The 21,487-nt window shown below is 41.1% G+C and carries 28 protein-coding genes and 1 tRNA gene; 28 read left to right on the top strand and 1 reads right to left on the bottom strand.

Features of this window, described 5'->3' with window-relative positions:
• Positions 1-226: 226 nt before the first annotated feature.
• The 21 genes from WBS51_RS07090 to WBS51_RS06990 all read left to right on the top strand — a co-directional run bounded on the left by WBS51_RS07090 (position 227) and on the right by WBS51_RS06990 (position 15,346).
• Entirely contained in the window at positions 227-511 is a 285-nt protein-coding gene (locus tag WBS51_RS07090) for a hypothetical protein (protein ID WP_342694058.1), read from the top strand.
• On the top strand, positions 397-1,005 hold the full coding sequence (locus WBS51_RS07085) for an HK97 family phage prohead protease (protein ID WP_330489623.1): 609 nt from the start codon (positions 397-399) through the stop codon (positions 1,003-1,005). The genes WBS51_RS07090 and WBS51_RS07085 overlap by 115 nt, the downstream gene beginning before the upstream one ends.
• Entirely contained in the window at positions 987-2,147 is a 1,161-nt protein-coding gene (locus tag WBS51_RS07080; RefSeq protein ID WP_294461807.1) for a phage major capsid protein, read from the top strand. Before WBS51_RS07085 ends, WBS51_RS07080 begins: the two co-directional genes overlap by 19 nt.
• Positions 2,148-2,149: 2 nt before the next feature.
• Positions 2,150-2,323, top strand: coding sequence for a hypothetical protein (locus WBS51_RS07075; RefSeq protein WP_294461802.1), 174 nt, complete (start codon positions 2,150-2,152; stop codon positions 2,321-2,323).
• Positions 2,286-2,606 carry a head-tail connector protein gene (locus WBS51_RS07070; RefSeq protein WP_294461800.1) on the top strand — a complete coding sequence of 107 codons (321 nt, stop codon included), beginning with the start codon at positions 2,286-2,288 and terminating at the stop codon, positions 2,604-2,606. The genes WBS51_RS07075 and WBS51_RS07070 overlap by 38 nt, the downstream gene beginning before the upstream one ends.
• Positions 2,606-2,938 (top strand): phage head closure protein, encoded by a 333-nt coding sequence (locus WBS51_RS07065; RefSeq protein WP_294461797.1) that lies wholly within the window; start codon positions 2,606-2,608, stop codon positions 2,936-2,938. Before WBS51_RS07070 ends, WBS51_RS07065 begins: the two co-directional genes overlap by 1 nt.
• Positions 2,931-3,320, top strand: coding sequence for an HK97 gp10 family phage protein (locus WBS51_RS07060; RefSeq protein WP_294461794.1), 390 nt, complete (start codon positions 2,931-2,933; stop codon positions 3,318-3,320). Before WBS51_RS07065 ends, WBS51_RS07060 begins: the two co-directional genes overlap by 8 nt.
• A complete protein-coding gene (locus WBS51_RS07055) occupies positions 3,317-3,628 on the top strand; it encodes a hypothetical protein (protein WP_294461791.1) in 312 nt (103 codons plus the stop codon). The genes WBS51_RS07060 and WBS51_RS07055 overlap by 4 nt, the downstream gene beginning before the upstream one ends.
• Entirely contained in the window at positions 3,625-4,191 is a 567-nt protein-coding gene (locus WBS51_RS07050; RefSeq protein ID WP_330489622.1) for a major tail protein, read from the top strand. The genes WBS51_RS07055 and WBS51_RS07050 overlap by 4 nt, the downstream gene beginning before the upstream one ends.
• A gap of 9 nt (positions 4,192-4,200) precedes the next feature.
• Entirely contained in the window at positions 4,201-4,584 is a 384-nt protein-coding gene (locus WBS51_RS07045) for a hypothetical protein (protein ID WP_294461787.1), read from the top strand.
• Between the two features lie 26 nt (positions 4,585-4,610).
• Entirely contained in the window at positions 4,611-4,757 is a 147-nt protein-coding gene (locus tag WBS51_RS07040; RefSeq protein WP_294461784.1) for a hypothetical protein, read from the top strand.
• A 77-nt stretch (positions 4,758-4,834) separates the two neighbouring features.
• Positions 4,835-7,786 carry a phage tail tape measure protein gene (locus tag WBS51_RS07035; protein ID WP_294461779.1) on the top strand — a complete coding sequence of 984 codons (2,952 nt, stop codon included), beginning with the start codon at positions 4,835-4,837 and terminating at the stop codon, positions 7,784-7,786.
• A complete protein-coding gene (locus WBS51_RS07030; RefSeq protein ID WP_294461776.1) occupies positions 7,779-8,711 on the top strand; it encodes a hypothetical protein in 933 nt (310 codons plus the stop codon). The genes WBS51_RS07035 and WBS51_RS07030 overlap by 8 nt, the downstream gene beginning before the upstream one ends.
• A complete protein-coding gene (locus WBS51_RS07025) occupies positions 8,699-9,679 on the top strand; it encodes a hypothetical protein (protein ID WP_294461773.1) in 981 nt (326 codons plus the stop codon). The genes WBS51_RS07030 and WBS51_RS07025 overlap by 13 nt, the downstream gene beginning before the upstream one ends.
• Positions 9,680-10,564, top strand: coding sequence for a hypothetical protein (locus WBS51_RS07020; RefSeq protein WP_294461770.1), 885 nt, complete (start codon positions 9,680-9,682; stop codon positions 10,562-10,564).
• 374 nt (positions 10,565-10,938) lie between these two features.
• Positions 10,939-11,310, top strand: coding sequence for a hypothetical protein (locus WBS51_RS07015; protein ID WP_294461763.1), 372 nt, complete (start codon positions 10,939-10,941; stop codon positions 11,308-11,310).
• Between the two features lie 116 nt (positions 11,311-11,426).
• Positions 11,427-13,184, top strand: coding sequence for a hypothetical protein (locus tag WBS51_RS07010; protein ID WP_294461761.1), 1,758 nt, complete (start codon positions 11,427-11,429; stop codon positions 13,182-13,184).
• Between the two features lie 15 nt (positions 13,185-13,199).
• The gene (locus WBS51_RS07005; RefSeq protein WP_294461757.1) at positions 13,200-13,682 is read left to right on the top strand and encodes a hypothetical protein; all 483 of its coding nucleotides are present in this window, start codon (positions 13,200-13,202) and stop codon (positions 13,680-13,682) included.
• Positions 13,683-13,790: 108 nt separating this feature from the next.
• Positions 13,791-14,099: a hypothetical protein gene (locus WBS51_RS07000; protein ID WP_294461752.1), complete on the top strand. Its 309-nt coding sequence runs from the start codon at positions 13,791-13,793 to the stop codon at positions 14,097-14,099.
• 14 nt (positions 14,100-14,113) lie between these two features.
• Positions 14,114-14,344 (top strand): holin, encoded by a 231-nt coding sequence (locus WBS51_RS06995; RefSeq protein WP_294461747.1) that lies wholly within the window; start codon positions 14,114-14,116, stop codon positions 14,342-14,344.
• A gap of 45 nt (positions 14,345-14,389) precedes the next feature.
• Positions 14,390-15,346: a peptidoglycan recognition protein family protein gene (locus WBS51_RS06990; RefSeq protein WP_294461743.1), complete on the top strand. Its 957-nt coding sequence runs from the start codon at positions 14,390-14,392 to the stop codon at positions 15,344-15,346.
• 251 nt (positions 15,347-15,597) lie between these two features.
• On the opposite strand, the gene WBS51_RS06985 is transcribed toward WBS51_RS06990, so the two are convergent.
• Positions 15,598-15,670, bottom strand: a tRNA-Thr gene (locus WBS51_RS06985).
• 261 nt (positions 15,671-15,931) lie between these two features.
• Between WBS51_RS06985 and WBS51_RS06980 the strand changes: the two genes are divergently transcribed.
• The 7 genes from WBS51_RS06980 (at position 15,932) to WBS51_RS06950 (ending at position 21,487) form a co-directional block, all read left to right on the top strand.
• Positions 15,932-17,011, top strand: a complete 1,080-nt coding sequence (locus WBS51_RS06980; protein WP_291683562.1) for an ABC transporter ATP-binding protein — start codon at positions 15,932-15,934, stop codon at positions 17,009-17,011.
• Positions 17,008-17,865 carry an ABC transporter permease gene (locus WBS51_RS06975; RefSeq protein WP_291683563.1) on the top strand — a complete coding sequence of 286 codons (858 nt, stop codon included), beginning with the start codon at positions 17,008-17,010 and terminating at the stop codon, positions 17,863-17,865. Before WBS51_RS06980 ends, WBS51_RS06975 begins: the two co-directional genes overlap by 4 nt.
• The gene (locus WBS51_RS06970) at positions 17,862-18,653 is read left to right on the top strand and encodes an ABC transporter permease (RefSeq protein ID WP_291683564.1); all 792 of its coding nucleotides are present in this window, start codon (positions 17,862-17,864) and stop codon (positions 18,651-18,653) included. The genes WBS51_RS06975 and WBS51_RS06970 overlap by 4 nt, the downstream gene beginning before the upstream one ends.
• A 22-nt stretch (positions 18,654-18,675) precedes the next feature.
• Positions 18,676-19,716 carry a polyamine ABC transporter substrate-binding protein gene (locus tag WBS51_RS06965; RefSeq protein WP_291683565.1) on the top strand — a complete coding sequence of 347 codons (1,041 nt, stop codon included), beginning with the start codon at positions 18,676-18,678 and terminating at the stop codon, positions 19,714-19,716.
• 17 nt (positions 19,717-19,733) lie between these two features.
• Entirely contained in the window at positions 19,734-20,663 is a 930-nt protein-coding gene (locus tag WBS51_RS06960) for a ketopantoate reductase family protein (RefSeq protein WP_173750237.1), read from the top strand.
• Positions 20,664-20,809: 146 nt separating this feature from the next.
• The gene (locus tag WBS51_RS06955) at positions 20,810-21,262 is read left to right on the top strand and encodes a DUF2975 domain-containing protein (protein ID WP_173750238.1); all 453 of its coding nucleotides are present in this window, start codon (positions 20,810-20,812) and stop codon (positions 21,260-21,262) included.
• 15 nt (positions 21,263-21,277) lie between these two features.
• Positions 21,278-21,487 (top strand): helix-turn-helix domain-containing protein, encoded by a 210-nt coding sequence (locus WBS51_RS06950; RefSeq protein ID WP_173750239.1) that lies wholly within the window; start codon positions 21,278-21,280, stop codon positions 21,485-21,487.

Genomic DNA, 21,487 nt, shown 5'->3' with positions numbered 1-21,487 from the left:
CTTCATCTGACAGAGGAAGATATGTTTTTCTCATAGTGTTCATCCTTTCTTAGATAACACTATTTTACCATACATTATCCTCAAAATATATAGTAGAGATTTAATTTATTCTATACTAGAAGCTGAAAAAGAAGACTACTTTTTTGCAGCAGACACATACGAACTTACAAAAGGTGATGCTGACAAGCGTTTTGGTGCATATAAAGAAGCAATCGAAACTGGATGGATGCAAGTGGATGAAGTGCGTGAAAAAGAAAACATGGAACCACTTGGATTAGAATTTATCAAATTAGGACTGCAAGATGTCTTGTATGACCCAAAAACGAAAGTGGTATATACACCTAATACAAATCAGTCTAATAAGCTAGGAGGTGAGAAAGAAGGGCAAGAATTGAAATTAGAGCAGATGGAGACAGAGAAAAAGTCATCATTGACGGATATGTCAACGTTGCAGACAGAGACAGCCGACCAATCCCAGACCGAAAAGGAGGATATTTCATTGAAAGAATAGCTCCTGGGGTATTCAGGAGAGCGATTGCAAAAGCGGATGAAGTAAAGATTCTTCTAAATCACAAATGGGACAAGATGCTGGGTGGAACAAAATCTAATCTTACGCTCAGAGAGGATGCTATTGGCCTGAGGGCACACGCCGAGATTGACAATCCAGAGGTTGTGCAGAAAGCGAAAGAGAAAAGACTTCGTGGCTGGTCATTTGGATTCACAAACCCAACAGAGGAGCGTGCAGAAGGAAACGGGATGCCAGTTCGGACAATTACGGATTTGGTTTTAAAAGAAGTATCCTTGATTGACGATACAATGAGGCCGTGGTACACATCTACTACGGTGGAAACTAGAGCCGGAGAAGAAGGAGAAGAAACCTTTGAAATCCGTGCGGAAGAATTTGAAGCCGACTATGTGGGCTTTGAAGATAAAAAAGAGCCGGAGAAAAAACCGGACAACAGTAAACTTGAAAATATGATTAAAAAATATGGAGGAAATGTCTAAGGAAAAAGAAAAACATTAAGGTATTAAACGAAAAAAGAGCAGAGCTTGTTCAGGAGCTTGAACTGATGCACGCTACGCTGGAAGCGGAAGAGAGAGCAATTACAGAGGAAGAGGAGAACAGAGCGGAGGAAATCTCTTCTGAGATTGACAGAATCGACAAGACCATTGAGATTCTGAATAGAATGGCAGATAAGATGGTTGAAAGAGCTGAGGAAGAGGAAGAAGAAACAGAAGAAAGAGCAGAGGAAGCAGAATTCGCTGACTTCTTGCGTGGAGTCGTAACAGAAAACCGCGCAGAAAATCTTACATTTGGAGATAATGGCGCAGTTGTTCCAAAAACAATCGCACAGAAAATTGTCAAAAAAGTGTATGATATCTGTCCGGTACTTGAGAAAGCAACAAAATATAATGTGAAAGGTACTCTTTCCATTCCATTTTATCCTTTAACAGATACAGAGGATATCACAGTTGGTTTCCATGACGAATTTACTGAGCTTACATCCAGCACAGGGAAATTCAGTTCGATTGACTTAACTGGATACCTGGTAGGAGCACTTACACTTGTATCTAAGTCGCTTATGAACAATTCACAATTTGATATTGTGTCTTTTGTAATTGACCACATGGCTTATCAGATTGCGCGATTCGAAGAAGAGAAACTATTGAAGGGAGAGCTTTCAAAAATTGATGGCCTTAGCAAAGTGAAAAACGTTATCACTGCAAAGGCGAATAGTGCAGTCACAGCAGATGAACTGATTGATTTACAGGGAAGTATTAAAGATGCGTTCCAGCAGAATGCAATCTGGATTATGTCTAGCAAGACAAGAACGGCAATCCGCAAACTGAAAGACCAGAACGGAAGATATCTCTTGCAGGATGATGCAACATCTGCATTTGGTAATATGCTTCTTGGAAAACCTGTTTATGTTTCTGACAATATGGATGATATCGGGGCGAGCAAGACAACAATCTACTACGGAGATATGTCTGGACTTGCAGTAAAGATTACAGAGGAAATGGAAATTCAAGTTCTTCGCGAGAAATACGCAACACAGCATGCAGTCGGAGTTGTAGCTTGGATGGAGTTTGACGCAAAAATCGAAAATGAACAGAAAATTGCTGCTCTTAAGATGGGAGAGTAAAAATGAAATACGAGGCAACAGTCTCTTTTGTCGGTGAAATCTGTATGATGAAAGGTGAAGTAAGGGAGCTGAAAAGTTCTCTTGCAAAGCCTTTGGCTGATTGCGGATATTTACAGCCGATGAGGAAGGCGGTGAAAGATGAAAGTAAGCGAGATAACGCAAGATGTGATTCTTAGCCATCTTAGAGAATATGCAGACAACTTAGAATATTACGATACGGTTTTGCTTGAAACGATAAAGAAGGCTGCTATCGAATATTGCAAAAGCCAGACAGGGTTAGTAGAAGCAGAAATTGATAAACATGAGGATATCACTGTTGCAGTATTAACATTGATTTCTGACATGTGGGATAACAGATCAATGACTGTTCAGAAAAATTCTGTAAATATTGTGGTGGATACAATTCTCGGAATGCACAGAACAAATCTTCTGCCTACTCCTGATGCGGGGGTGGTTTAATGAATGCTGGTGCATATTCGCAGAAAATCATGATTGAGAAATTGATGCATGATTATGATGATATAGGGAACCCGGTTGAAAAATGGAAACTTTTTAAAAGGGATTACGCATATATGAATGGGCTTTCTGGAAAAGAATACTGGGAAGCTGCTACATTAAATGCGGAAAATACAGTTGATTTCGTGTGTAGGTGGAAGAAATTTTTTGATGAGATGGATACAAGAAACTATCGCATTGTTTGGAGAGAAAAAACCTTCAACATCAAGACGATTGATAATGTGCAATTCCGGAATGAAATTGTAAAAATAAGGGCGGTGCATTCGGATGAGTAAGGTGAATATTGATGGATTAGCAGATGCCGTACTAAAAGAGCTTAAAAAGTTTAATGACGTTACAGAAGAAGAATTTGAAAAAATTGCAAAAGCTGTAGCAAAAGAAGGGACGAAAAAGTTAAAAGTCACATCTCCAAGAGGCAGAGGCAGTAAAAAAGGACATTATGCGGATGGATGGGGCGTTACCTATTTAAAAAAAGGGAATGGAAAGTTTCAATTTGTTGTGCATAATAAGAAAAAGCCAAGTCTTACGCATTTGCTGGAAAACGGACATGCATTAAACATAGGTGGAAGAGCCAGGGCAATAGTCCATATCAAACCTGTGGAAGAATGGTGCAATGAGGAATTTGAACGAAGGGTAGAAATGAGGTTGGGAAGATGATTCTAAAAGATTTGGTTAGCGGGTTAAAGAAAATGGGATTTCCAGTCGCTTACAGCCATTTTGCAGAAGGACATGTTCCGAAATGTCCGTATATTGTAGTACAAGGAATGGGAAGTGATAATTTTTCTGCAGACGGAATTGTATATCATGAAATCGAGGATACAAATATTGAACTGTATTGCGATAAGAAGGAGTTGGAAGCAGAAAAGAAAATTTCCGATTTTTTAACAGAAAATAAGATTTATTATGAAAAAACAGAAACTTATATCGAATCAGAGAAAATGATTCAGACTGTGTTTGAAATATAGGAGGTATTGCAAGGAGTAAAGTTAAATTTAATATTAGCAATGTACATGTAGCATTAAAACAGGAAGGCGGAACATATGATGCACCAATTAAACTTCCTGGGGCTGTTTCTTTATCTTTAGAACAGCAGGGAGAATTAACTCCATTTTATGCGGACGGTATTAAATATTATGTAGCCGCATCAAACGGAGGATATCAGGGCGATTTAGAGATGGCTTTAATCACAGATGAATTCCGTGAAAAAATTCTTGGAGAAGAAAAAGATGTAAATGGCGTTCTGATTGAAAACTCTAACGCAGAGGCAAAAGAATTTGCACTCGGCTTACAGATTGACGGAGATACAGAACCTACACTTTTCTGGTTCTACAACTGCACGGCAACAAGGCCGAATGTGGAAGCAAAGACAGCGTCTGATTCAAAAGAACCGGACGTGGACAAAATTTCTATCTCTTGTGCAGCATCTGCAGATGGAACGGTAAGAGCAAAAACTACAAAAGAAAGTTACACAAAAGTAAAAGACAAATGGTTTACGAAAGTATATTTAAAAGATGCAAGTCTGGAATAAGGGGATATTATGAAAAAAACATTGATGATCAGTGGAGTTGAGTGTCATTTTAAAAGTTCTGCGGCAATTCCAAGAATGTACCGTTTGAAATTTGGACGAGATATTTTCGTTGATATGCAGAGATTACAGAAACAGGTTGTGGTGCAAGAGAAACTAAAAAAAGAATCTGATCAAGAAGTGGAAAGCTCACTTCCTATTGATTCTCTTGAAATGTTTGAAAACATTGCATACTTGATGCACAAGCATGGTGATCCGAGTCAGCCATCAGAAATTGATGAGTGGCTGGAACAATTTGAAACATTCAGTATTTATGAAATTTTGCCTGAAATTCTTGAAATGTGGAATCTGGAAAATAAGCAGATGTCAACTCCAAAAAAAAAGACAGGGAAATAGATAGAGAAGTCAATACCGCATTGTTCATGCTTCGGTGTGTTCAGTGCGGTATTTCTATTTCAGATTTAGAACTTCTCAGCATTGGAATGGTAAATGACATGTTTATCGAAATGAAAAATGACGAATATGAATATCCCGTGGTAGCTACACAGGAAGATATTGATAGATTGTAGGAGATGGAGATAGGTCAAAACGAATCAAAGGTATTACGATCGAATTAAATGGAGATGCATCTGGTCTTGAGAAAGCATTGAAAGGCGTAGAAAGCAACCTGAGCAGTACGCAAAGAAGCCTGAAAGACGTAAACAAGTTATTGAAATTAGACCCGTCTAACACCACTTTGCTAACGCAGAAGCAACAGCTTTTACAGAAGGAAATTAACGAAACAAATAATAAATTAAAAGTTTTAAAGAAAGCAAACGAAAAAGCTGGGGAAAGCGTTAAAAATTATGCTGCTTGGGAAGAAGCTTATGAGCCAATAAGACAAGAAATGGATAAAACCAAAACTTCTATTTCTGAATTAAAAAAGAAAATGAAAGAATTAGAAGAAGTTGGAGACATTGACACAGAGGAATATAAGAATCTTCAATCTGAGTTAAAAGAATCAAATAGACATCTGAAAGAGTTACAGAAACAAGCCAAAGAGACTAGTGACGAGTTTGGAAATCCAATTAGCACAACACAATATGATGCTCTGCAAAGAGAAATTATCGAAACAGAGCAGCAACTTAAAAATCTAAAAAAGACCGCCGGAAGCGGAAGTGCTGCAATGGAAAAGATTTCTGTTACAACAGAAAAAGTCGGTGGGAAAATGAAAACTGCCGGGCAAACCATGATGCCGGTCACTGCGGCACTTACAGGATTGGGTGCGGTTTCTGTAAATACAGCAAATGATTTTGAGGACGCAATGTCACAGGCAGCAGGTGCCTTAGATATGCCAATGGAGCAAATGGGAGAATTGCGAGATTTAGCAATCCAAACTGGAAAAGAAACTATTTTTTCCGCAAAAGAAGCAGGACAAGCAATTACAGAACTTGCGAAAGGCGGTTTGACTGAAGCGGATATTCAGGCCGGCGCATTAAAATCAACTATGGATTTGGCGGCATCATCTGGTATGGAACTTGGAAATGCTGCTAATGTAGTTGTTCAAGCAATGGGTGCGTTTGGATTAACTGCAAATGACTCTGCACAGGCAGCAAACGCATTGGCTGGTGCAGCGGCTGCATCTTCTACAGATGTTGAGCCACTTACACAAGGACTCGCACAAGCATCTGCTCAGGCCAAAAATGCCGGATGGTCTATTCAAGAGACAACAGCAGTCCTCGGGAAGTTTGCTGATGCCGGAATTGTAGGAAGCGATGCAGGTACATCCTTAAAAACGATGTTGCAAAGGCTTGCAGCTCCAGCTAGTGACAACGCAGCTGCAAAAATAAAAGCACTTGGAATAGAAACAAGAGATGTAAATGGAGAACTTTTAGGTGCATCAGAAATGGCTCAAGAATTAAAAGATAAATTAGGTGGGCTATCTTCTGCGGAAAGAGATGCTGCGTTGCAAGCTATTTTTGGCTCTGATGCAATGCGTGCCGCAACAATTATGATGAACAGTGGTTCCGAAGGACTAGCGTCTTACATAGCGGCAACAAACGACCAAGAATCCGCTCAAAGGCTTGCAAATTCACAAATGAGTGAAGGCTCTCTTGCTATCGAGGAAATGAAAGGTTCTCTTGAGACGGCAGCCATCACAATTGGGCAGACGTTAGCACCTATCATTACAAAAGTAGCAGAATTTATAACAAAATTAGCAAATAAGTTCTCTACGCTTCCAAAAGGAGTGCAAGTTGGCATTATTGCATTTGCCGGTATTATTGCTGTTTTGGGTCCATTGCTGATGGTAATTGGGCAAGTGATGATGGGGATATCTGCTATTACAAGCGTATTATCTTTATTGAGTGCACCGATAAGTACAGTTGTGATCGTGATTAGCGTGGCTATTGCCACTATAGGTCTTATCATTGCGGCAATAAAAAATTGGGGAGCTATAGCAGAATGGTTTCGAGAACTGTGGAGCAGTGTATGCGAAAGTGCAAAGGCAATATGGGAGAATGTATCAAGTACAATTATTTCAATTGCTAATAATTTTGTAAATTCCGTAAAAACGTCTTGGGAAAAACTAAAAAATGCAATTACAAATACCATGTTTGCAATTAAGAATTTTATATTGGCGACCTGGAATGCAATACAATCTAACCCAATAGTTAAGATTATTTCGGAGACTGTGAGGAATATATTTTCCAATCTGTCAAAGACACTGCAGGGAATCTGGAACGGAATTAAAAATATAGCATCTGGAACATGGGAATTAATTAAAAATGTAATTCTTGGTCCAGTGCTACTGCTTATTGATTTGGTTACAGGAGATTTCAATGCATTAAAAAACGACCTTAGCAATATATGGGACAATATCAAAAATGCGGCTAGCAGTATTTGGAACGGGATTAAAAATAGTATTTCTGCACTTGTAGACGGAATTAAGAATCACATTTCGATTATATGGAATGGAATTAAAAACGTTACATCAGAAGTATGGAACAGCATAAGTAGCATTTCTTCAAATGTATGGAATTCGATAAAAAATACGATTTCTAATTTAGTAGATAGTGCCAAAGAAAGTGCAGTAAGTGGTTTTAATGCATTAAAAAATGGTGTTTCAAATGCAATTCGTAGTATTCCGAATATTGTGAGTGATGTTTTTGATAGAGTAAGAAGGATAATATCTAACGTTATTGGTAGTGCATTTAAGTGGGGTTCTGATTTTGTAAACGGTTTAAAAGACGGTATTATGTCGGGTGTTGAAGCTATTGTTAGTACTGTAAAAGGAATTGGTGATAAAATACGATCGTTTTTGCATTTCTCACGCCCAGATGAAGGACCTTTAAGAGATTATGAAACGTGGATGCCGGATTTTACGCATGGCTTGGCAAAAGGAATAATGAACAATATACCGGTTGTTGCGAAAGCCACAAAGGCACTTGCAAGTTCAATGATTATCGCACCGAATTCAAGTGCATCCCAGCCAATAGATTATCAGAATCTTGCCAGTGTAATTGCAAACAGCACGAAAGGACAACAGATAGTAACATACATTGATGAAAGGTCATTCAGAAGGGGATTAAGAGGAATGGGGGTGCAATTTAATGGTTAAATACCAGAACAGTAAAGGCGAATGCTGTTCTTTTCAGGAGGGGAATATAAAAATAAAAGAAACAAAACTGCATTCTTATTCCTGGCAACCAGTTGTTTACGCACAAAAATACGGTGCTACTATAAATAGTTTCAAGAAAGATCCTGTCGAGTTTGAAATAGAACTTAGGATATCAGGGACTGATTATAAGAAAAAAGAAACCGCAATGCAACTATACGATATATTTGAATATGATATCGAATCGAAAACGCCAGGGAAATTGTATTTTGATGAGTATTATATAGAGTGTTATGCTATTAGTTCTGAAACGGTTCCAGGAGAATACTTCGATGTAAAAAAAATATTTAAAGTGTATTGTCCATATCCGTTCTGGGTCAAAGAACATACATACAGTTTTCTTCCTCAGATCGATAAGCAAGATACAGGAAGTACACAGCCTATCGTGAGCGGAAATGTATATGAGGGAGATGTGGTTGAAAATAAGGCTGTTTTGCGAGAGTTTAGTTTTGATTTTGTAAGAAAATCAGATAAAAAAATAAGATATCCGTTGTTTGATTACCCATTTGATTTTGTAAGAAAAACAGGGGAGAGAGTGATAGAAAATAGTTCAAATTTCAAGCCATGCAATTTTAAAATGGTAATATACGGATATGCAGAAAATCCATCTGTAATTATTGAAAATCATGTCTACCAGGTATTTGCAACCGTCTATGAAGGAGAGCGGCTTGAAATAAATAGTTTTAATAAGACTGTCGTAAAAATAGGAAGAATTGGCGAAAATACAAATCTGTATAATTTCAGAAACAAAACCCAGTCTGTGTTTGAAAAAATTCCTCCTGGTACAAGTCGATTAGCGTGGAGTGGTGGTTTCGGAATCGAACTCACGCTGTTCGAAGAAAGGGGAGAACCGAAATGGAATTTTTAATTTGCGATAAAGACAAGAGGGAGCTTGGAACAATTCCTGACAACATTACCGTAGATTTCGATATTGGGGATGCTAACGATGTAGAAATAGTATGCGAAAGAGGCTTTTTGAATTTTGGAATGTACTTGATTTGCCCAGGGACAGAATATGGTGCATTAATCGAGGAACTGGATTCTTGGACAAACAACAATAAAGAAACTTGGGCGGGAAATTCCTTTCGTAGATTTCTACAGGAAATTGTAATAGAACCTCCAACCGGAGAGGATTACCGTATTGTTTCTGGCGATGCTCACGATATCATGAGGAATATTCTAAAAGACGCATACGACCAACTCTTTGCTGTGCCATATGTTCCTAGTGGCATAAAACTAGAGAATTATAAATTTGACCGATATACAGACGCTTTAACTGGGTTTAATAAAATGTTGGCCGATAAAAATGCAAGAATAAACATAGAGATACAACAAGGAGGCTCTAATGAGCCTTTTTTGATTGCCCTTTCCGCAGTGCCTATACAGAATTTATCTGAAGAAATAGAATTTTCTCAGGATAGTAATATTGCAATTAACTTGCAGGAATCCAGAAGAGGAATTAACCACCTTATCTGTCTCGGGAAAGGGGAACTGAGGGACCGGCAGGTAGTGCATCTATATGCACAGTTAGACGGAAGTATATTACAAGACAAGAAATATTATACAGGTTTGCAAGAACGTACAGAAGTGTATGATTACAGTAATGCAGAAAGTTTGGATGATTTAATATCAAAAGGGAAAAAACGTCTAAGGGAACGAATGGGGATTAAGAGTATGAAGATGAAAGTGCAGGAAGCAAATTTGCAAATCGGAGATATTATTGCTGGCAGAAATTACGAAAACGGTATGTATCTACAGAAACCAGTAGTGCAGAAGATTGTGCGAGTTGAAAATGGAATAATAGAAATACAACATAAAGTGGAAGGAGAAGAATAGATGGCTATTGAATTAGTAACCGCATACAAGGGCAAAGACCACGTCACTGCCGAACAGTGGGCGGATTTTAACCGTGGCATTTATGGAGATGCAGCCATTCTCCCGGTAGGGAATAAGATGGAAACGGCAATCCAGACGGCGAACCAGATCACCGTCAAAGATGGCGTAGCTGTCATTGATGGCAGGCAAGTATATATCGGATATGGAGAATCCGAAAATATTGCTATCCAGTCTGGCACACAGGGGAAACTAAGAAGAGATATCGTAGTGTTGGAATACAAGAAAGAAGAAGTATCAGGCGTGGAAACTATACAGTTTAAAGTAATTACGGGGACACCAGCGGACTCTGATGCGAAAGACCCGTCTGTACAGGATATGGATATCAGGACTGGGGTATTTACATCACAGAAACCTTTCTGCCGGGTAAGATTAAACGGGACGGCAATCGAAGGGGTAGATACATTGATTCCGGTGAAGGAATTTAAACCTCACGCATTTGCAGCTCCGGTGAATAATCTGGCCGGAACAAATCCAGATTTGGCATTGGCGGCACCACAGGGGAGGGAATTAAAAAAACAAGTTGATGCGCTAAACTCCGCTTTAATGAATAAAATCGTTTTAGGTTCCGATAAAAATACAACACTTATAGTAACCGACCAAACACTTAAATTCGTAGGTGGAGCAGCAACCGTAAATCTCAATACCATATCTTCGGCGTACCAAAAAACGGCTGGTGACGTTATTGCTCAATTAAAGTCCGCAAGTGCAGCGGTAATAACGAGCGCGAATGTATCTAAAAATATCGCAACTATAAAATGTAGTAATTTATCCGGCACACCGTACGAAGGGGAAATTGCCATTACGTTACTAATATTTATGAGTTAAATTTAATTTAGTGTGTCCAAGCTTTCCACGTTCCATTATCTTTAACACGGCTATATACACCTGTGTTATCGAATGGAATAGCTATAATTGCCATGTAATTAATGGAGGTCCTAATAATAATTGCTGCCCCTGATGCATTTGTGGGGGCTGCATTAATAGATTCGCCAGTGCTGCTATATCCACGATATCGAATTATAGTAAACGAATTATCTCGAAGGGTTTCTGCGTATGTTAATATATTTGCATCATAGTCCCCTGCATTATATATTTTACCGTTCGTTAAAGTGGAGTTTTGTGAATTGGATTTTGCGGGCAAACAACCATTTACCAAAAAAGTAACTTAAAATTGTAATTTAAAAGAAAGGAAAAAAACTATGGAAAAAATTGTATTAAAAGATAATACAGAAATCGAAATTTTACCAGGAGCAAGCCTGGGAGAAACCACAGTAATTGTACCGGATTTTGCAGATTTAAAAACAGTAGCAGAAGCCCTTACAAAGGAAGGGAACCTGGATACCGTGCAGTACAAAAGCGAAGAACAGGTAACCGGAGAATACAAGGATATGAAATTAGAAATACCACTGTTCCGGGAAGTGGGTTATACAGATGATAAGAAAGTAGTAGCAACCTTTACAATCCGGGAGAAAACCGAAATAGAGAAACGTCTGGACAAATTAGAAAAGGGACAGGCTGTGCAGGATGGGGCAATCTTGGAACTGGCCGGAGTAGTAGGAGGGAACGCTTAATGGTAGAATTCTATGTTATGAAAATAAAGGATGGAACTATTACAATAGACGAGGTTTCAGATATGTGGAAAAAGAAAGTACAGGCACGATTATAAGATACGAAAGAAGGTGCAAAGATGATAATTGCTAATTTTGACAAAGGCAGCACCCGGGAAGATGTATTTCGGATATATCAATATAATTACGGCCAGGTTCTCCGTATCCAGGGTCTCACCCTTCCAACTGCGGTAGAGGTACATTTCTCTTTGCAGAACACAGGCGGAGAAACAACTACTCGTATCGGTGTCACGAAAGATGGAGTGACAGATGTGGTGATTCCAGACAGCCTCCTGGAAAATGGAGACATTGCACAGGATTATGAAATCTATGCGTTTGTGTACCTCAGAAACGAGACAAGCGGACAGACCGAGTGCAAGATTACACTACATATTACTTCCAGACCAAAGCCGGAAGCCTTTGACCGCCCGGAGGATGCAGAAATTTTTAAAGAAGCAATCAAAGCAGTAAATGAATCTGCAGCACGTTCCGCAGAATCTGAGAAACAGGCAGAGGGTTGGGCACACGGAAGAGAGGACTTGCCGGAAAGAGCACAGGATAATGCCATGTACTATGCCGGGAAGACCGAAAAGGATGCAGAAAAGACCGCAACAGACAGAAAAGAAGTCAAAAGACTTGTAGAATCTGTATCCGGGATAGGTGAACAGGTAGAAAAGGTAGAGGGTCTTATGAAACAGGCACAGACATCCGCTACAAATGCAGCTCTGTCGGAACAGGCTGCAAAAGAATCTGAGAACAATGCTGCACAGGCAAGGGCAGGAGCAGAAGCAGCAGAGGACAATGCAGAACTGGCAGCACAGAAGGTAGAACAGGATAAGGCTATCGTAGAGCAGGCAAAGAACATTGTGAAACAGATGGGGCAGGAAGTCTTAGACAATAAGAATCTTGTAGATGAGGCGGCACAGGATTTTGATTTAAAGGCACAGCAAGCCCTTGCAGATGTGAACAACGCTGGACAGGCACAGACAGAGCGTGTGCAAACTGCCGGAAATGATGCTGTAGAATCTGTTAGGGCAGCACAGGGTACGGCTACAAGGGCGGTAGAGACAGCAAAGACCGAAGCAATTGAAGCAGTACAGACAGAAGGAACAACCCAGGCCGGGAATGTCTCCGCAGAAGGAGAAAAGCAGGTACAGGCTGTGCAGAGTGCGGCACAGGAGATTATTGCAGAACGGGAGCAGATACAGATGAACAAAGAGGGAGTTGCTAAACTAAAGGAAGATATAGGAAATAAAGCTCCTGCAATAATAAAAAAAGCATCAGGAAAAACTATTATTATAAATGATTCTTCGAACCTTCCAATAAAAGCATTGTCTGGAACAGGAAAAATCATAATTACAGGGAAGAATATTCTTAGGACAGAAAAGAGAAATGAATTCATTCCATTCGAAGCAAAAGCTGGTACGCTATTTACACTTATCACCAACGGAGAATTGAGCGAAGGTGGGAATATTAAGTTTATAGATGAAAATGATGAAGAAATATGGTTCCCTATTAATAAAGGGGAGACAAAAAAGTCTTCAACAATAAAAAAGAACGTAAAAGGGTATGTGAATTTGCTTTCTCCAAAAGAGGGACTGAAATACTGTCTTTCTACTGGGGAAAATGATGAATACGAAGAGTATGTGGAGCAAGTGATTACCGCTCCAGTTGATAGCGAGCAATTAAAGACAATTCACACAAATTACCCTACAACCGTGCTGACATCAGAAAACGAAATATCTGTTGAGTATGTAGCGGATACAAAACATTACATAGACAAGAAATTTGAAGAGCTTAATCAAGCAATCGTGAACACACAGATTGCATTATTATAAGAAAGGAAGATGTTTATGTACGAAATTTTTAAAAATGTAATTAATTCAAAGAGATATGCATTGGACGATATGCTCAAAAAAATTGATACTCTTTGGGTACAGGGAGATATTACAGAAGAGCAGAAAAAAGAGCTTGTAACACTTGCTCAGACAAATGCTAATCCAGAAAATTCTAACGCACCATTACAGACACAGATTGAGGAAATTGCAAAGAAGCAGCTTGCACTGGAAGAAACAGTAACTGCTTTAAGTGCTACAGTACAGAAAATCAAGGAAACTGTAGAAAGTGGTGGTACAGTTGTTCCAGAACCAGAACCTCCAGTCACAGAAGAATGTCCTGCATGGGAACCTTATAATGGCATTCCACCTGTGAAATGGCAGACAGGCTCTAAATGTACACATAACGGTAAGAAATGGGAGTCTATGGTAGATAATAACGTCTGGGAACCGGGAGCATTCGGTGTCGGAGCAGAAATCTGGAAAGAGATCATGCAGTAAACTAAAGGATTATATAGTTAAGCAAACAGGAAAGGAAAATACATATGGAAATCAGAGCAAGACCTTAATGGTCTTATTTTATTGCAGAAAAATAAAAGGAGATAGCATATGGACACACCTATTACCAGGGCGGAGCATGAGGAATTCCGCCGGAGAATGGAAGATGAACACAAGAGAATGAACCACAGACTAGGTGATTTGGAAGAAACTGTCCGGCAGATTGGCGAACTGACCGCATCTGTGCAGAGCCTTGCCCAGTCTGTGGAGCAGATGGCACAGAGCCAGTCCAGACAGGAAACCAGGCTGGAAGAGTTAGAAAGCAGAGACGGGGAAATGTGGAGAAAAGTCGTTGGATATGTCTTAACGGCAGTGATCAGCGTTACAGTCGGATTTATCTTTTCCCAGATTGGCATGTAAAGGAGGAAATGAGTATGTTTAAGAATTGCGTATTGAAAGTATCTGTAGATACAAAGAAATGGTTAAAAGCGGCAGGAATCCGTGCAGTTAAAACCATGGCACAGACAGCCGTTGCAGTGATTGGTACCGGGGCAGTCATTTCCGCGGTAGATTGGCAGATGGTGGTATCTAGTGCGGTAGTGGCAGGAGTGGTAAGCGTACTTACCAGTGTGGCAGGTATTCCAGAGGTTACGGAGGGCAAATAAAGCCCTCCATTTTGTTACGCCGGGAAGGCAGAAAGGAAGAAGAATATGAGTAATAGTTCTTTAGTGAATTACACAAAAATCAGTCCAAATCGGACAAGTCCGAGAAATCATAAAATTGACCGTATTACTATCCACCACATGGCAGGGGATTTATCTGTGGAAACATGCGGAAACGTCTTTGCTCCACCCAGTAGGCAGGCAAGCTCTAACTACGGAATTGGCTCAGATGGTAGAGTTGGTATGTATGTAGAGGAAAAAGACCGTAGCTGGTGTTCTTCCAGTGGTGCAAATGACCACCGGGCAGTTACAATCGAGGTTGCGGACGACAACAACAACCCTTGGCATTGTTCTGATGCTGCCATGAAAACATTGGTGGAGTTGTGTGCAGATATTTGCCGGAGAAATGGTATTGCTAAACTGGTTTACACCGGAGATACCAGCGGAAATCTGACCATGCACAAGTGGTTTGCTGCTACTGATTGCCCTGGTGCTTTCTTAGAGAACAGATTCCAGTGGATTGCGGATGAGGTCAATAAGAAATTAGGTATTTCTACCGCTCCTGCACCTGCTCCGAAACCACAGCCTGCACAGCCAGCCGGAAACCAGATTGTTAAAGATGGCCAGGTTCATGCACGCAATTTCGCATCCCCTGGGCTTATGGCAGATGGAATTCGTGGAGCCAATACAAAAAGAGCAGGAATTAGAGCTTTGCAGCAAGCAATGAACTTAGATTATCATGCAGGACTTGCCCTGGATGGAATCTGGGGTTCAAAATCAGAAAGGGCATTAGGAAGACATACTGTCCGCAGAGGAGAAACCCAGTATATGGTCACAGCCCTCCAGATTTTGCTTATGCTTAAAGGATACAATCCAAGCGGTTTAGAAAATCCAGGTATTTTCGGCTCTGGGACAGAAGCTGCCGTAAGAAAGTATCAGGCAGATCATAGACTTACCGTGGATGGAATTGCAGGATATAATACATTTAAGTCTCTGATTCAGTAAGAAAAATCCTCCCAGACTGGCAATCTGGGAGGAAAAAACAAGTTTTTTCATCTTCGGAATCGCTGAACCCTGCATAAAATAAGGGGATTTCATGCATTTGTTTGACTAAATTTTTGACTAAATTTTATGGGTTTTTTAGGGTATTTTTGAGGTTTTTTAAGGATTTTCCAAACAAACGTTCTGATACAAAAAAGTAACAAAAAAAGCCTGAAACCCTTGTAAATACTGGTGTTTCAAGCCTTTTAGGACTAAGCTGAAAAAGGGACTTGAACCCTCGACCCCTTCATTACGAGTGAAGTGCTCTACCAACTGAGCTATTTCAGCACTGCTTACAGTCATTAATTCTACTGGATTTTGTCACAAGTGTCAAGCAATTTTTTCATTTCTTTTAAAATTCAAAAATTCTTAAAAATTCCAAAATCAGAAAAGTATCAGAAATCAAAATTAGGTAAATACTGGATAGAAAAAGTCTGAAATATAGCCTGCTCCATTGACAGCAAAAAGCATTTGTGCCATTATATATCTTGGAATATCTTGGAAACATAAATGAATTTGGAAGCAATAAATATCAAAGAAGGAAAAAAGATGAGTGGAGAATTACTGGAATTAAAGAACATAAAGAAGAACTTTGGAGAGACAGACGTATTAAAAGGCATTACCCTGTCGATTCAAAAGGGAGAATTTCTCACTTTTTTGGGTGCCTCCGGATGTGGGAAAACCACCACCCTCAGAATTATTGCCGGACTGGAAGCCCCGGAAGAGGGACAGGTGCTTTTGGAGGGAAAAGATGTGACGGACTTGCCGCCAAACAGGAGAGATATCAATACCGTGTTTCAAAATTATGCGTTGTTCCCTCATATGAATGTGGAAGCAAACATCGGATACGGTCTGCGGATAAAAAAACGACCGAAAGCGGAAATTCGGGACAGAGTGAAGAATATGCTGGAATTAGTACAGCTGGAAGGGTATGAAAAACGTATGCCTGCTGAACTTTCCGGAGGACAGAAGCAGAGAGTGGCTATTGCAAGAGCGCTGATTAACAGTCCCAAACTGCTGCTGTTAGATGAGCCTTTAGGCGCATTGGACTTGAAGCTGCGCCGCACCATGCAGACAGAACTGAAAAGACTGCAGAAAAAGCTGGGTATTACATTTCTTTATATCACCCATGACCAGGAGGAAGCCATTAATATGTCAGACCGGATTGTGGTCATGCGGGAAGGCATGTTAGAGCAAATCGGGACACCGGATGAGATTTATAACCATCCCAAAACCGCTTACGTGGCAGATTTCGTGGGAAATGCCAATATTATAGAAGGAGTGGTAGAGGAAATCGGACAGGAGAAAATCCGGGTGCAGATACAGGGCCAGAGGATGGAAGCAGAGGCGGCAGAAGGTATGAAAGCCGGCGAAAAGGTGAAACTGGCTGTCCGAAGAGAAAATCTGCAGGTGTGTACAGAAGGCGAAAATGGCCTGGAAGCTGTTGTGACAGATAAGTCCTTTCAGGGAGGCCAGCTTCATGTTGCCCTACAGTTAAAAACCGGAGAAGAACTGGTGGCAAGCCGCTACGGTATGGATGCCCGGATTGTGCCAGGGCAGAAAGTACACGCAGTCTGGAAACCGGAGCATGCGGTGCCTGTAGATGGAAAACAGGAGGCAGAAGCATGAAAAAAAAGAAATCCTTCGGACTGTTTCTTACAGTGCTGCCCCTGTATTTCTTTACCCTTTGCTTTGTCCTGGGGCCGCTGCTTTACATGATTGCCCTCAGTTTTGCCACCAGAGGTGACGGTTCTTCTGTAGTCTGGAATTTTACTCTGGATAACTACAGGAAAATCGGAGAACCTGTCTATCTTCAAAGCTTTGTACAGTCCTTTCAGCTGGCTTTTACCAGCACAGGGTTGATTATCCTTCTGGGGTACCCCTTCGGATACTACATGGCAAAGCTCTCTCCCAAATGGAAAAAGCGTATGATGCTGCTGATTATGGTGCCTTTCTGGATCAGCTCCCTGATTCGCATGTATGGATGGATTATTATTTTACAGGCAAAAGGTGTTTTGAACAGAATTCTGATGAAATTGGGAATCCTGGAAGAACCTTTGAAAATCTTGTATTCCTATCCCGCCGTAGTTATCGGCATGATTTATGCCTTGCTGCCGTTTCTGGTGCTGGCCGTGTATTCCAGTGCAGAGAAAATGGACTGGTCACTGCTTGAGGCAGCCAGGGATTTGGGGGCAAATGGAATACAGGCATTTTTTACGGTTACGTTCAAACTGACTCTTCCGGGACTTCTGACGGGAATTATTCTGACCTTCATTCCTTCCATGGGGCTGTTTTTCATTGCAGACATTTTGGGAGGCAATAAAATTGTGCTGGTGGGAAGCGTGATACAGGATCAGCTGACCAGGGGCAGCAACTGGCCTTTTGCGGCAGCGCTGGCCGTGGTGCTTATGGTACTCACCTCCCTGATGATACTGGTATACAGAAAAGTTACCCATGTGAAAGATTTGGAGGGATTGTTTTGAAAAAGAAATGGAAATGGTCCAATCTGTACCTTGGTTTTATGCTTTTGCTGATGTATCTGCCTTTGGTGGTAGTGGTGGTCTTTTCTTTTAATGAATCCAGGCTGTCGGCAGAATTTACGGGATTTTCCCTGAACTGGTACAAGGTACTGGCAGCGGACAGAGATTTAAAAGAAGCGCTGGGAAACAGTATTATCCTGGGCGCATTGAGCTGTCTTAGTGCAGCCGTTATCGGAACCTTGGGAGCTGTGGGCATGGCAAGAGTCCGGTATCGGAGCAAAGGTATGATGGAATATCTTTCTACAGTGCCTATTATGATACCGGAAATTATTCTGGGTATGGTATTTCTGGTATTTTTTTCAATGCTGGAACTGCCCTTTGGTATGATAACGCTGGTGATTGCGCATACTACCTTCTGTATTCCCTATATTTTCATGATGGTAAAGGCACGTCTGGCAGGGTTGGACAAATCACTGGAAGAGGCGGCAAGGGACCTGGGAGCAGGATCGGTGCGGACATTTTTTGACATTACCGTACCGCTGATTGCTCCGGCGGTGTTATCCGGAAGTCTTTTGGCGTTTGCCATGTCGTTTGATGATGTGGTTATCAGTATTTTTGTCAATGGACCAAGACTGAATACTCTTCCTGTGAAGGTTTATGCCCAGTTAAAAACAGGAGTAACACCGGAAATCAACGCCTTATGTACCGTGATTCTGGTGGTCATTGTCCTGGTGCTTTGTATCTGGAATTTTGTCGGAAAATGGACCGGGAAACATAGAAAAAGTGAATAGAGAGAAAGGAATGGATACAACAATGAAAAAAAGAGTGTTAGCAATTCTTCTTTGCAGTATTATGGCAGGAAGCCTGCTGAGCGGCTGCGGTGGAGAAAAGGAGGAAAACAATAAGGAGTTGGTGCTCTATACATGGGAAGGACTCTTTCCACAGGAGGTTCTGGATGACTTTGAGAAAGAGAAAGGAATCCGTATTATCAATTCCAATTTTGACTCCAATGAAACGATGCTGGAGAAGGTACAGCAGTCAGATGGAAAAGATTATGATGTGGTTATTGGTGATGATTACATCATTGAACAGGTGGTCAAGAATGGTCTGGCAAAGGAACTGGATAAGTCAAAGCTGAGCAATTACGGGAACATCAATCCCCTGTATCAGGGCCAGTTTTACGACCCGGACAACAAATATACCATTCCCCATGGCGCGGGGATTCCTCTGATTGTGTATGACCCGGAGCAGGTGGACTTTGAGATAACAGGGTATGAAGATTTATGGAATTCCAAATTGGAAGACAAGATTGCCACCATTGCCAGTTATCGTGCAGTGGAAGGAATGGTGCTTCTGACTATGGGGAAAAGCATGAACGAAGAAGACCCCACAGTGATAAAGGAAGCAGGGGAAAAGCTGGTCAGTCTGGCTCCCAATATCCGTATGATTCAGGATACGAATACCCAGAATGCCCTGTTAAACGGAGAGGCCTCTGTGGCTATCTTATATACATCCCAGGTTATTGCTGCGTTACAGGAAAATCCGGATTTGAAGGTGGTTTATCCAAAGGAGGGACTGGGATTCGGAATTATGAACTTCTTTATTCCTAAAAACGCACCGGATACAGAGGAAGCTTATGAGTTTCTGAACTATATTCTGGAGCCGGAAGTGGCTGCAAAATGCTTTGACTTTGTGGGCTACTACTGTACAAATAAAGCAGCAGATGACCTGGTAAATCCGGATTTAGTGGTGCCGGATTCTGTAACAAAGGGAGAAATTATCCAGAATGTCAGTACAGAAGCAGAGGAAGTTTACAACCAGAACTGGACAGAATTTAAAGCTGCATGTGATTAATGCGGGAGGCAGAGTGTATGGAAAAGAAGGTAAAAATTACGATAGTGGGAATCGGCGGCGTCGGCGGATATTTAAGCGGTATGCTGGCAAAAACCTATGAAAATGTAACTCTGGTAGCCAGAGGAGAGCGAAAAAAATCTCTGGAAAAAGAAGGCATTCGTCTGCATAGCCAGTATCACGGAGAAATCACGGCCAGAGCGAAAAAAGTGGTGGAAAGCGGACAGGAGATACGGGAAGTACAGGATTTTATTTTTCTTTGTGTAAAGAATTATTCTCTGGAGGAAGTGTGCCGGGATTTGCAGTCCTGCATAGACGAACATACCGTCATTCTTCCTGTTATGAACGGGGCGGATACTGCAGAGCGGACAGAGAAATTCTTTGAAAAAGGAATTGTAGGAGAAGCCGTGATTTACATTACCGCATTCTTTAATCCGGATTATTCCATTACTCAGATTGGCAATTACGCGAAGATTTATGTGGGAAAAACCAATGCCAAAACCCAGGAAGCAGAAGGTGTAAAACGGGCCTGTGACTGTCTGAAAGAGGCTGGCGTGGACTGTCGATATGTGTTGGACAGCCAGGCGGCCGTATGGGAAAAATACATATTTAACTGTGCTTATAACGTGCTGACTGCCTATTACATGGAAATGACCGATACCCTGCAGACTTCTCCGGAAAAATGCAAAGAATTTAAAACCCTGTTGGAAGAAGCCTGTGCAGTTGCTTTGGCAAAGCAGATTTCCATCCGGGACGGCTATGTGGAAAGCGAATACAAGCGCTTTATGAGCCTGGACGCAGGCTCCACCAGTTCTCTGAAAAGAGATATGGAGGCAGGACGAAAGAATGAACTGGAGACCTTCAGCGGCTATCTGATAAAAGAGGCCAGGCGGCTTCAGATTCCTGTTCCTGTTTCAGAAAAAATGTATGAAAATCTGAAGGCAGAGTGAGAAAGAGGCCATATCTTAAAAAAATAAAAAATTATCGAAAAACGATAAAAACATATTGAAAAACAGTTCTAACTGTGGTATTCTGTGAAAAAGGAATCCCGGAGAGAACTGTTTTTTTGTCCGGGAGAAAATCAGGAGGTTTGATTATGAACTGGAATCAGGATAAAAGTTTAAAGCTGACCAGAATCAGTATTGGTATTTTTACAGCCATACTGATGGGGATGTGTGCAGGGGCTCCGTGGCTGTACCGCATTTTTATCGAATTGCGAGCGCCATTTTTAGAGGGGAAACTGTACTGGCTTTTGGCTACTAATTATGCGACGGCAGTTCCTGTGGCAGCGGCACTGTATCAGATGAATCGTCTGCTGTCTAATATCAGCCGTGATGAGGTGTTTGTTGCAGAGAATACCAGATGTCTCCGTATTCTTTCCTGGTGCTGTCTGGCGGCAGGAGTGATTTTTGGTATCAGCGGCTTTTATTACATAGCGTTTTGGGCTTTGTGTGTGGCAGCCCTCTTCATGGCGCTGGTTCTTCGGGTGATAAAAAATGTGTTTGCCCAGGCAGAAAAGATAAAAGAAGAAAATGATTATACCATATAGAGAGGATGAGGAAAAATGCCTATTGTGGTGAATTTAGATGTGGTAATGGCTCAGAGAAAAATCAGTGCCGGAGACCTGGCAAAAGCCATTGACATTACGCCGGCGAATCTGTCCGTTCTGAAAAACGGCAAGGCAAAAGCCGTTCGTTTTACTACTTTGGAAGCCCTTTGCAAAGCGCTGGAGTGTCAGCCAGGGGATATTCTGGAGTACGTGTCAGAAGAATAA

Origin of the sequence: Blautia acetica, assembly GCF_038739805.1 — a bacterium.
GTDB lineage: Bacteria > Bacillota > Clostridia > Lachnospirales > Lachnospiraceae > Blautia.
The sequence above is the reverse complement of the archived record's forward strand: the minus strand, read 5'-3'. Positions and strand labels throughout refer to the sequence as shown.

What these genes read in the sequence shown, in the direction of transcription:
- WBS51_RS07090 (WP_342694058.1), top strand. Translation starts at nt 227, where the DNA reads ATGCAAGTGGATGAAGTGCGTGAAAAAGAAAACATGGAACCACTTGGA.
- WBS51_RS07075 (WP_294461802.1), top strand. Translation starts at nt 2,150, where the DNA reads ATGAAATACGAGGCAACAGTCTCTTTTGTCGGTGAAATCTGTATGATG.
- WBS51_RS07070 (WP_294461800.1), top strand. Translation starts at nt 2,286, where the DNA reads ATGAAAGTAAGCGAGATAACGCAAGATGTGATTCTTAGCCATCTTAGA.
- WBS51_RS07065 (WP_294461797.1), top strand. Translation starts at nt 2,606, where the DNA reads ATGAATGCTGGTGCATATTCGCAGAAAATCATGATTGAGAAATTGATG.
- WBS51_RS07060 (WP_294461794.1), top strand. Translation starts at nt 2,931, where the DNA reads ATGAGTAAGGTGAATATTGATGGATTAGCAGATGCCGTACTAAAAGAG.
- WBS51_RS07055 (WP_294461791.1), top strand. Translation starts at nt 3,317, where the DNA reads ATGATTCTAAAAGATTTGGTTAGCGGGTTAAAGAAAATGGGATTTCCA.
- WBS51_RS07045 (WP_294461787.1), top strand. Translation starts at nt 4,201, where the DNA reads ATGAAAAAAACATTGATGATCAGTGGAGTTGAGTGTCATTTTAAAAGT.
- WBS51_RS07040 (WP_294461784.1), top strand. Translation starts at nt 4,611, where the DNA reads ATGCTTCGGTGTGTTCAGTGCGGTATTTCTATTTCAGATTTAGAACTT.
- WBS51_RS07030 (WP_294461776.1), top strand. Translation starts at nt 7,779, where the DNA reads ATGGTTAAATACCAGAACAGTAAAGGCGAATGCTGTTCTTTTCAGGAG.
- WBS51_RS07025 (WP_294461773.1), top strand. Translation starts at nt 8,699, where the DNA reads ATGGAATTTTTAATTTGCGATAAAGACAAGAGGGAGCTTGGAACAATT.
- WBS51_RS07020 (WP_294461770.1), top strand. Translation starts at nt 9,680, where the DNA reads ATGGCTATTGAATTAGTAACCGCATACAAGGGCAAAGACCACGTCACT.
- WBS51_RS07015 (WP_294461763.1), top strand. Translation starts at nt 10,939, where the DNA reads ATGGAAAAAATTGTATTAAAAGATAATACAGAAATCGAAATTTTACCA.
- WBS51_RS07010 (WP_294461761.1), top strand. Translation starts at nt 11,427, where the DNA reads ATGATAATTGCTAATTTTGACAAAGGCAGCACCCGGGAAGATGTATTT.
- WBS51_RS07005 (WP_294461757.1), top strand. Translation starts at nt 13,200, where the DNA reads ATGTACGAAATTTTTAAAAATGTAATTAATTCAAAGAGATATGCATTG.
- WBS51_RS07000 (WP_294461752.1), top strand. Translation starts at nt 13,791, where the DNA reads ATGGACACACCTATTACCAGGGCGGAGCATGAGGAATTCCGCCGGAGA.
- WBS51_RS06995 (WP_294461747.1), top strand. Translation starts at nt 14,114, where the DNA reads ATGTTTAAGAATTGCGTATTGAAAGTATCTGTAGATACAAAGAAATGG.
- WBS51_RS06990 (WP_294461743.1), top strand. Translation starts at nt 14,390, where the DNA reads ATGAGTAATAGTTCTTTAGTGAATTACACAAAAATCAGTCCAAATCGG.
- WBS51_RS06980 (WP_291683562.1), top strand. Translation starts at nt 15,932, where the DNA reads ATGAGTGGAGAATTACTGGAATTAAAGAACATAAAGAAGAACTTTGGA.
- WBS51_RS06975 (WP_291683563.1), top strand. Translation starts at nt 17,008, where the DNA reads ATGAAAAAAAAGAAATCCTTCGGACTGTTTCTTACAGTGCTGCCCCTG.
- WBS51_RS06965 (WP_291683565.1), top strand. Translation starts at nt 18,676, where the DNA reads ATGAAAAAAAGAGTGTTAGCAATTCTTCTTTGCAGTATTATGGCAGGA.
- WBS51_RS06960 (WP_173750237.1), top strand. Translation starts at nt 19,734, where the DNA reads ATGGAAAAGAAGGTAAAAATTACGATAGTGGGAATCGGCGGCGTCGGC.
- WBS51_RS06955 (WP_173750238.1), top strand. Translation starts at nt 20,810, where the DNA reads ATGAACTGGAATCAGGATAAAAGTTTAAAGCTGACCAGAATCAGTATT.
- WBS51_RS06950 (WP_173750239.1), top strand. Translation starts at nt 21,278, where the DNA reads ATGCCTATTGTGGTGAATTTAGATGTGGTAATGGCTCAGAGAAAAATC.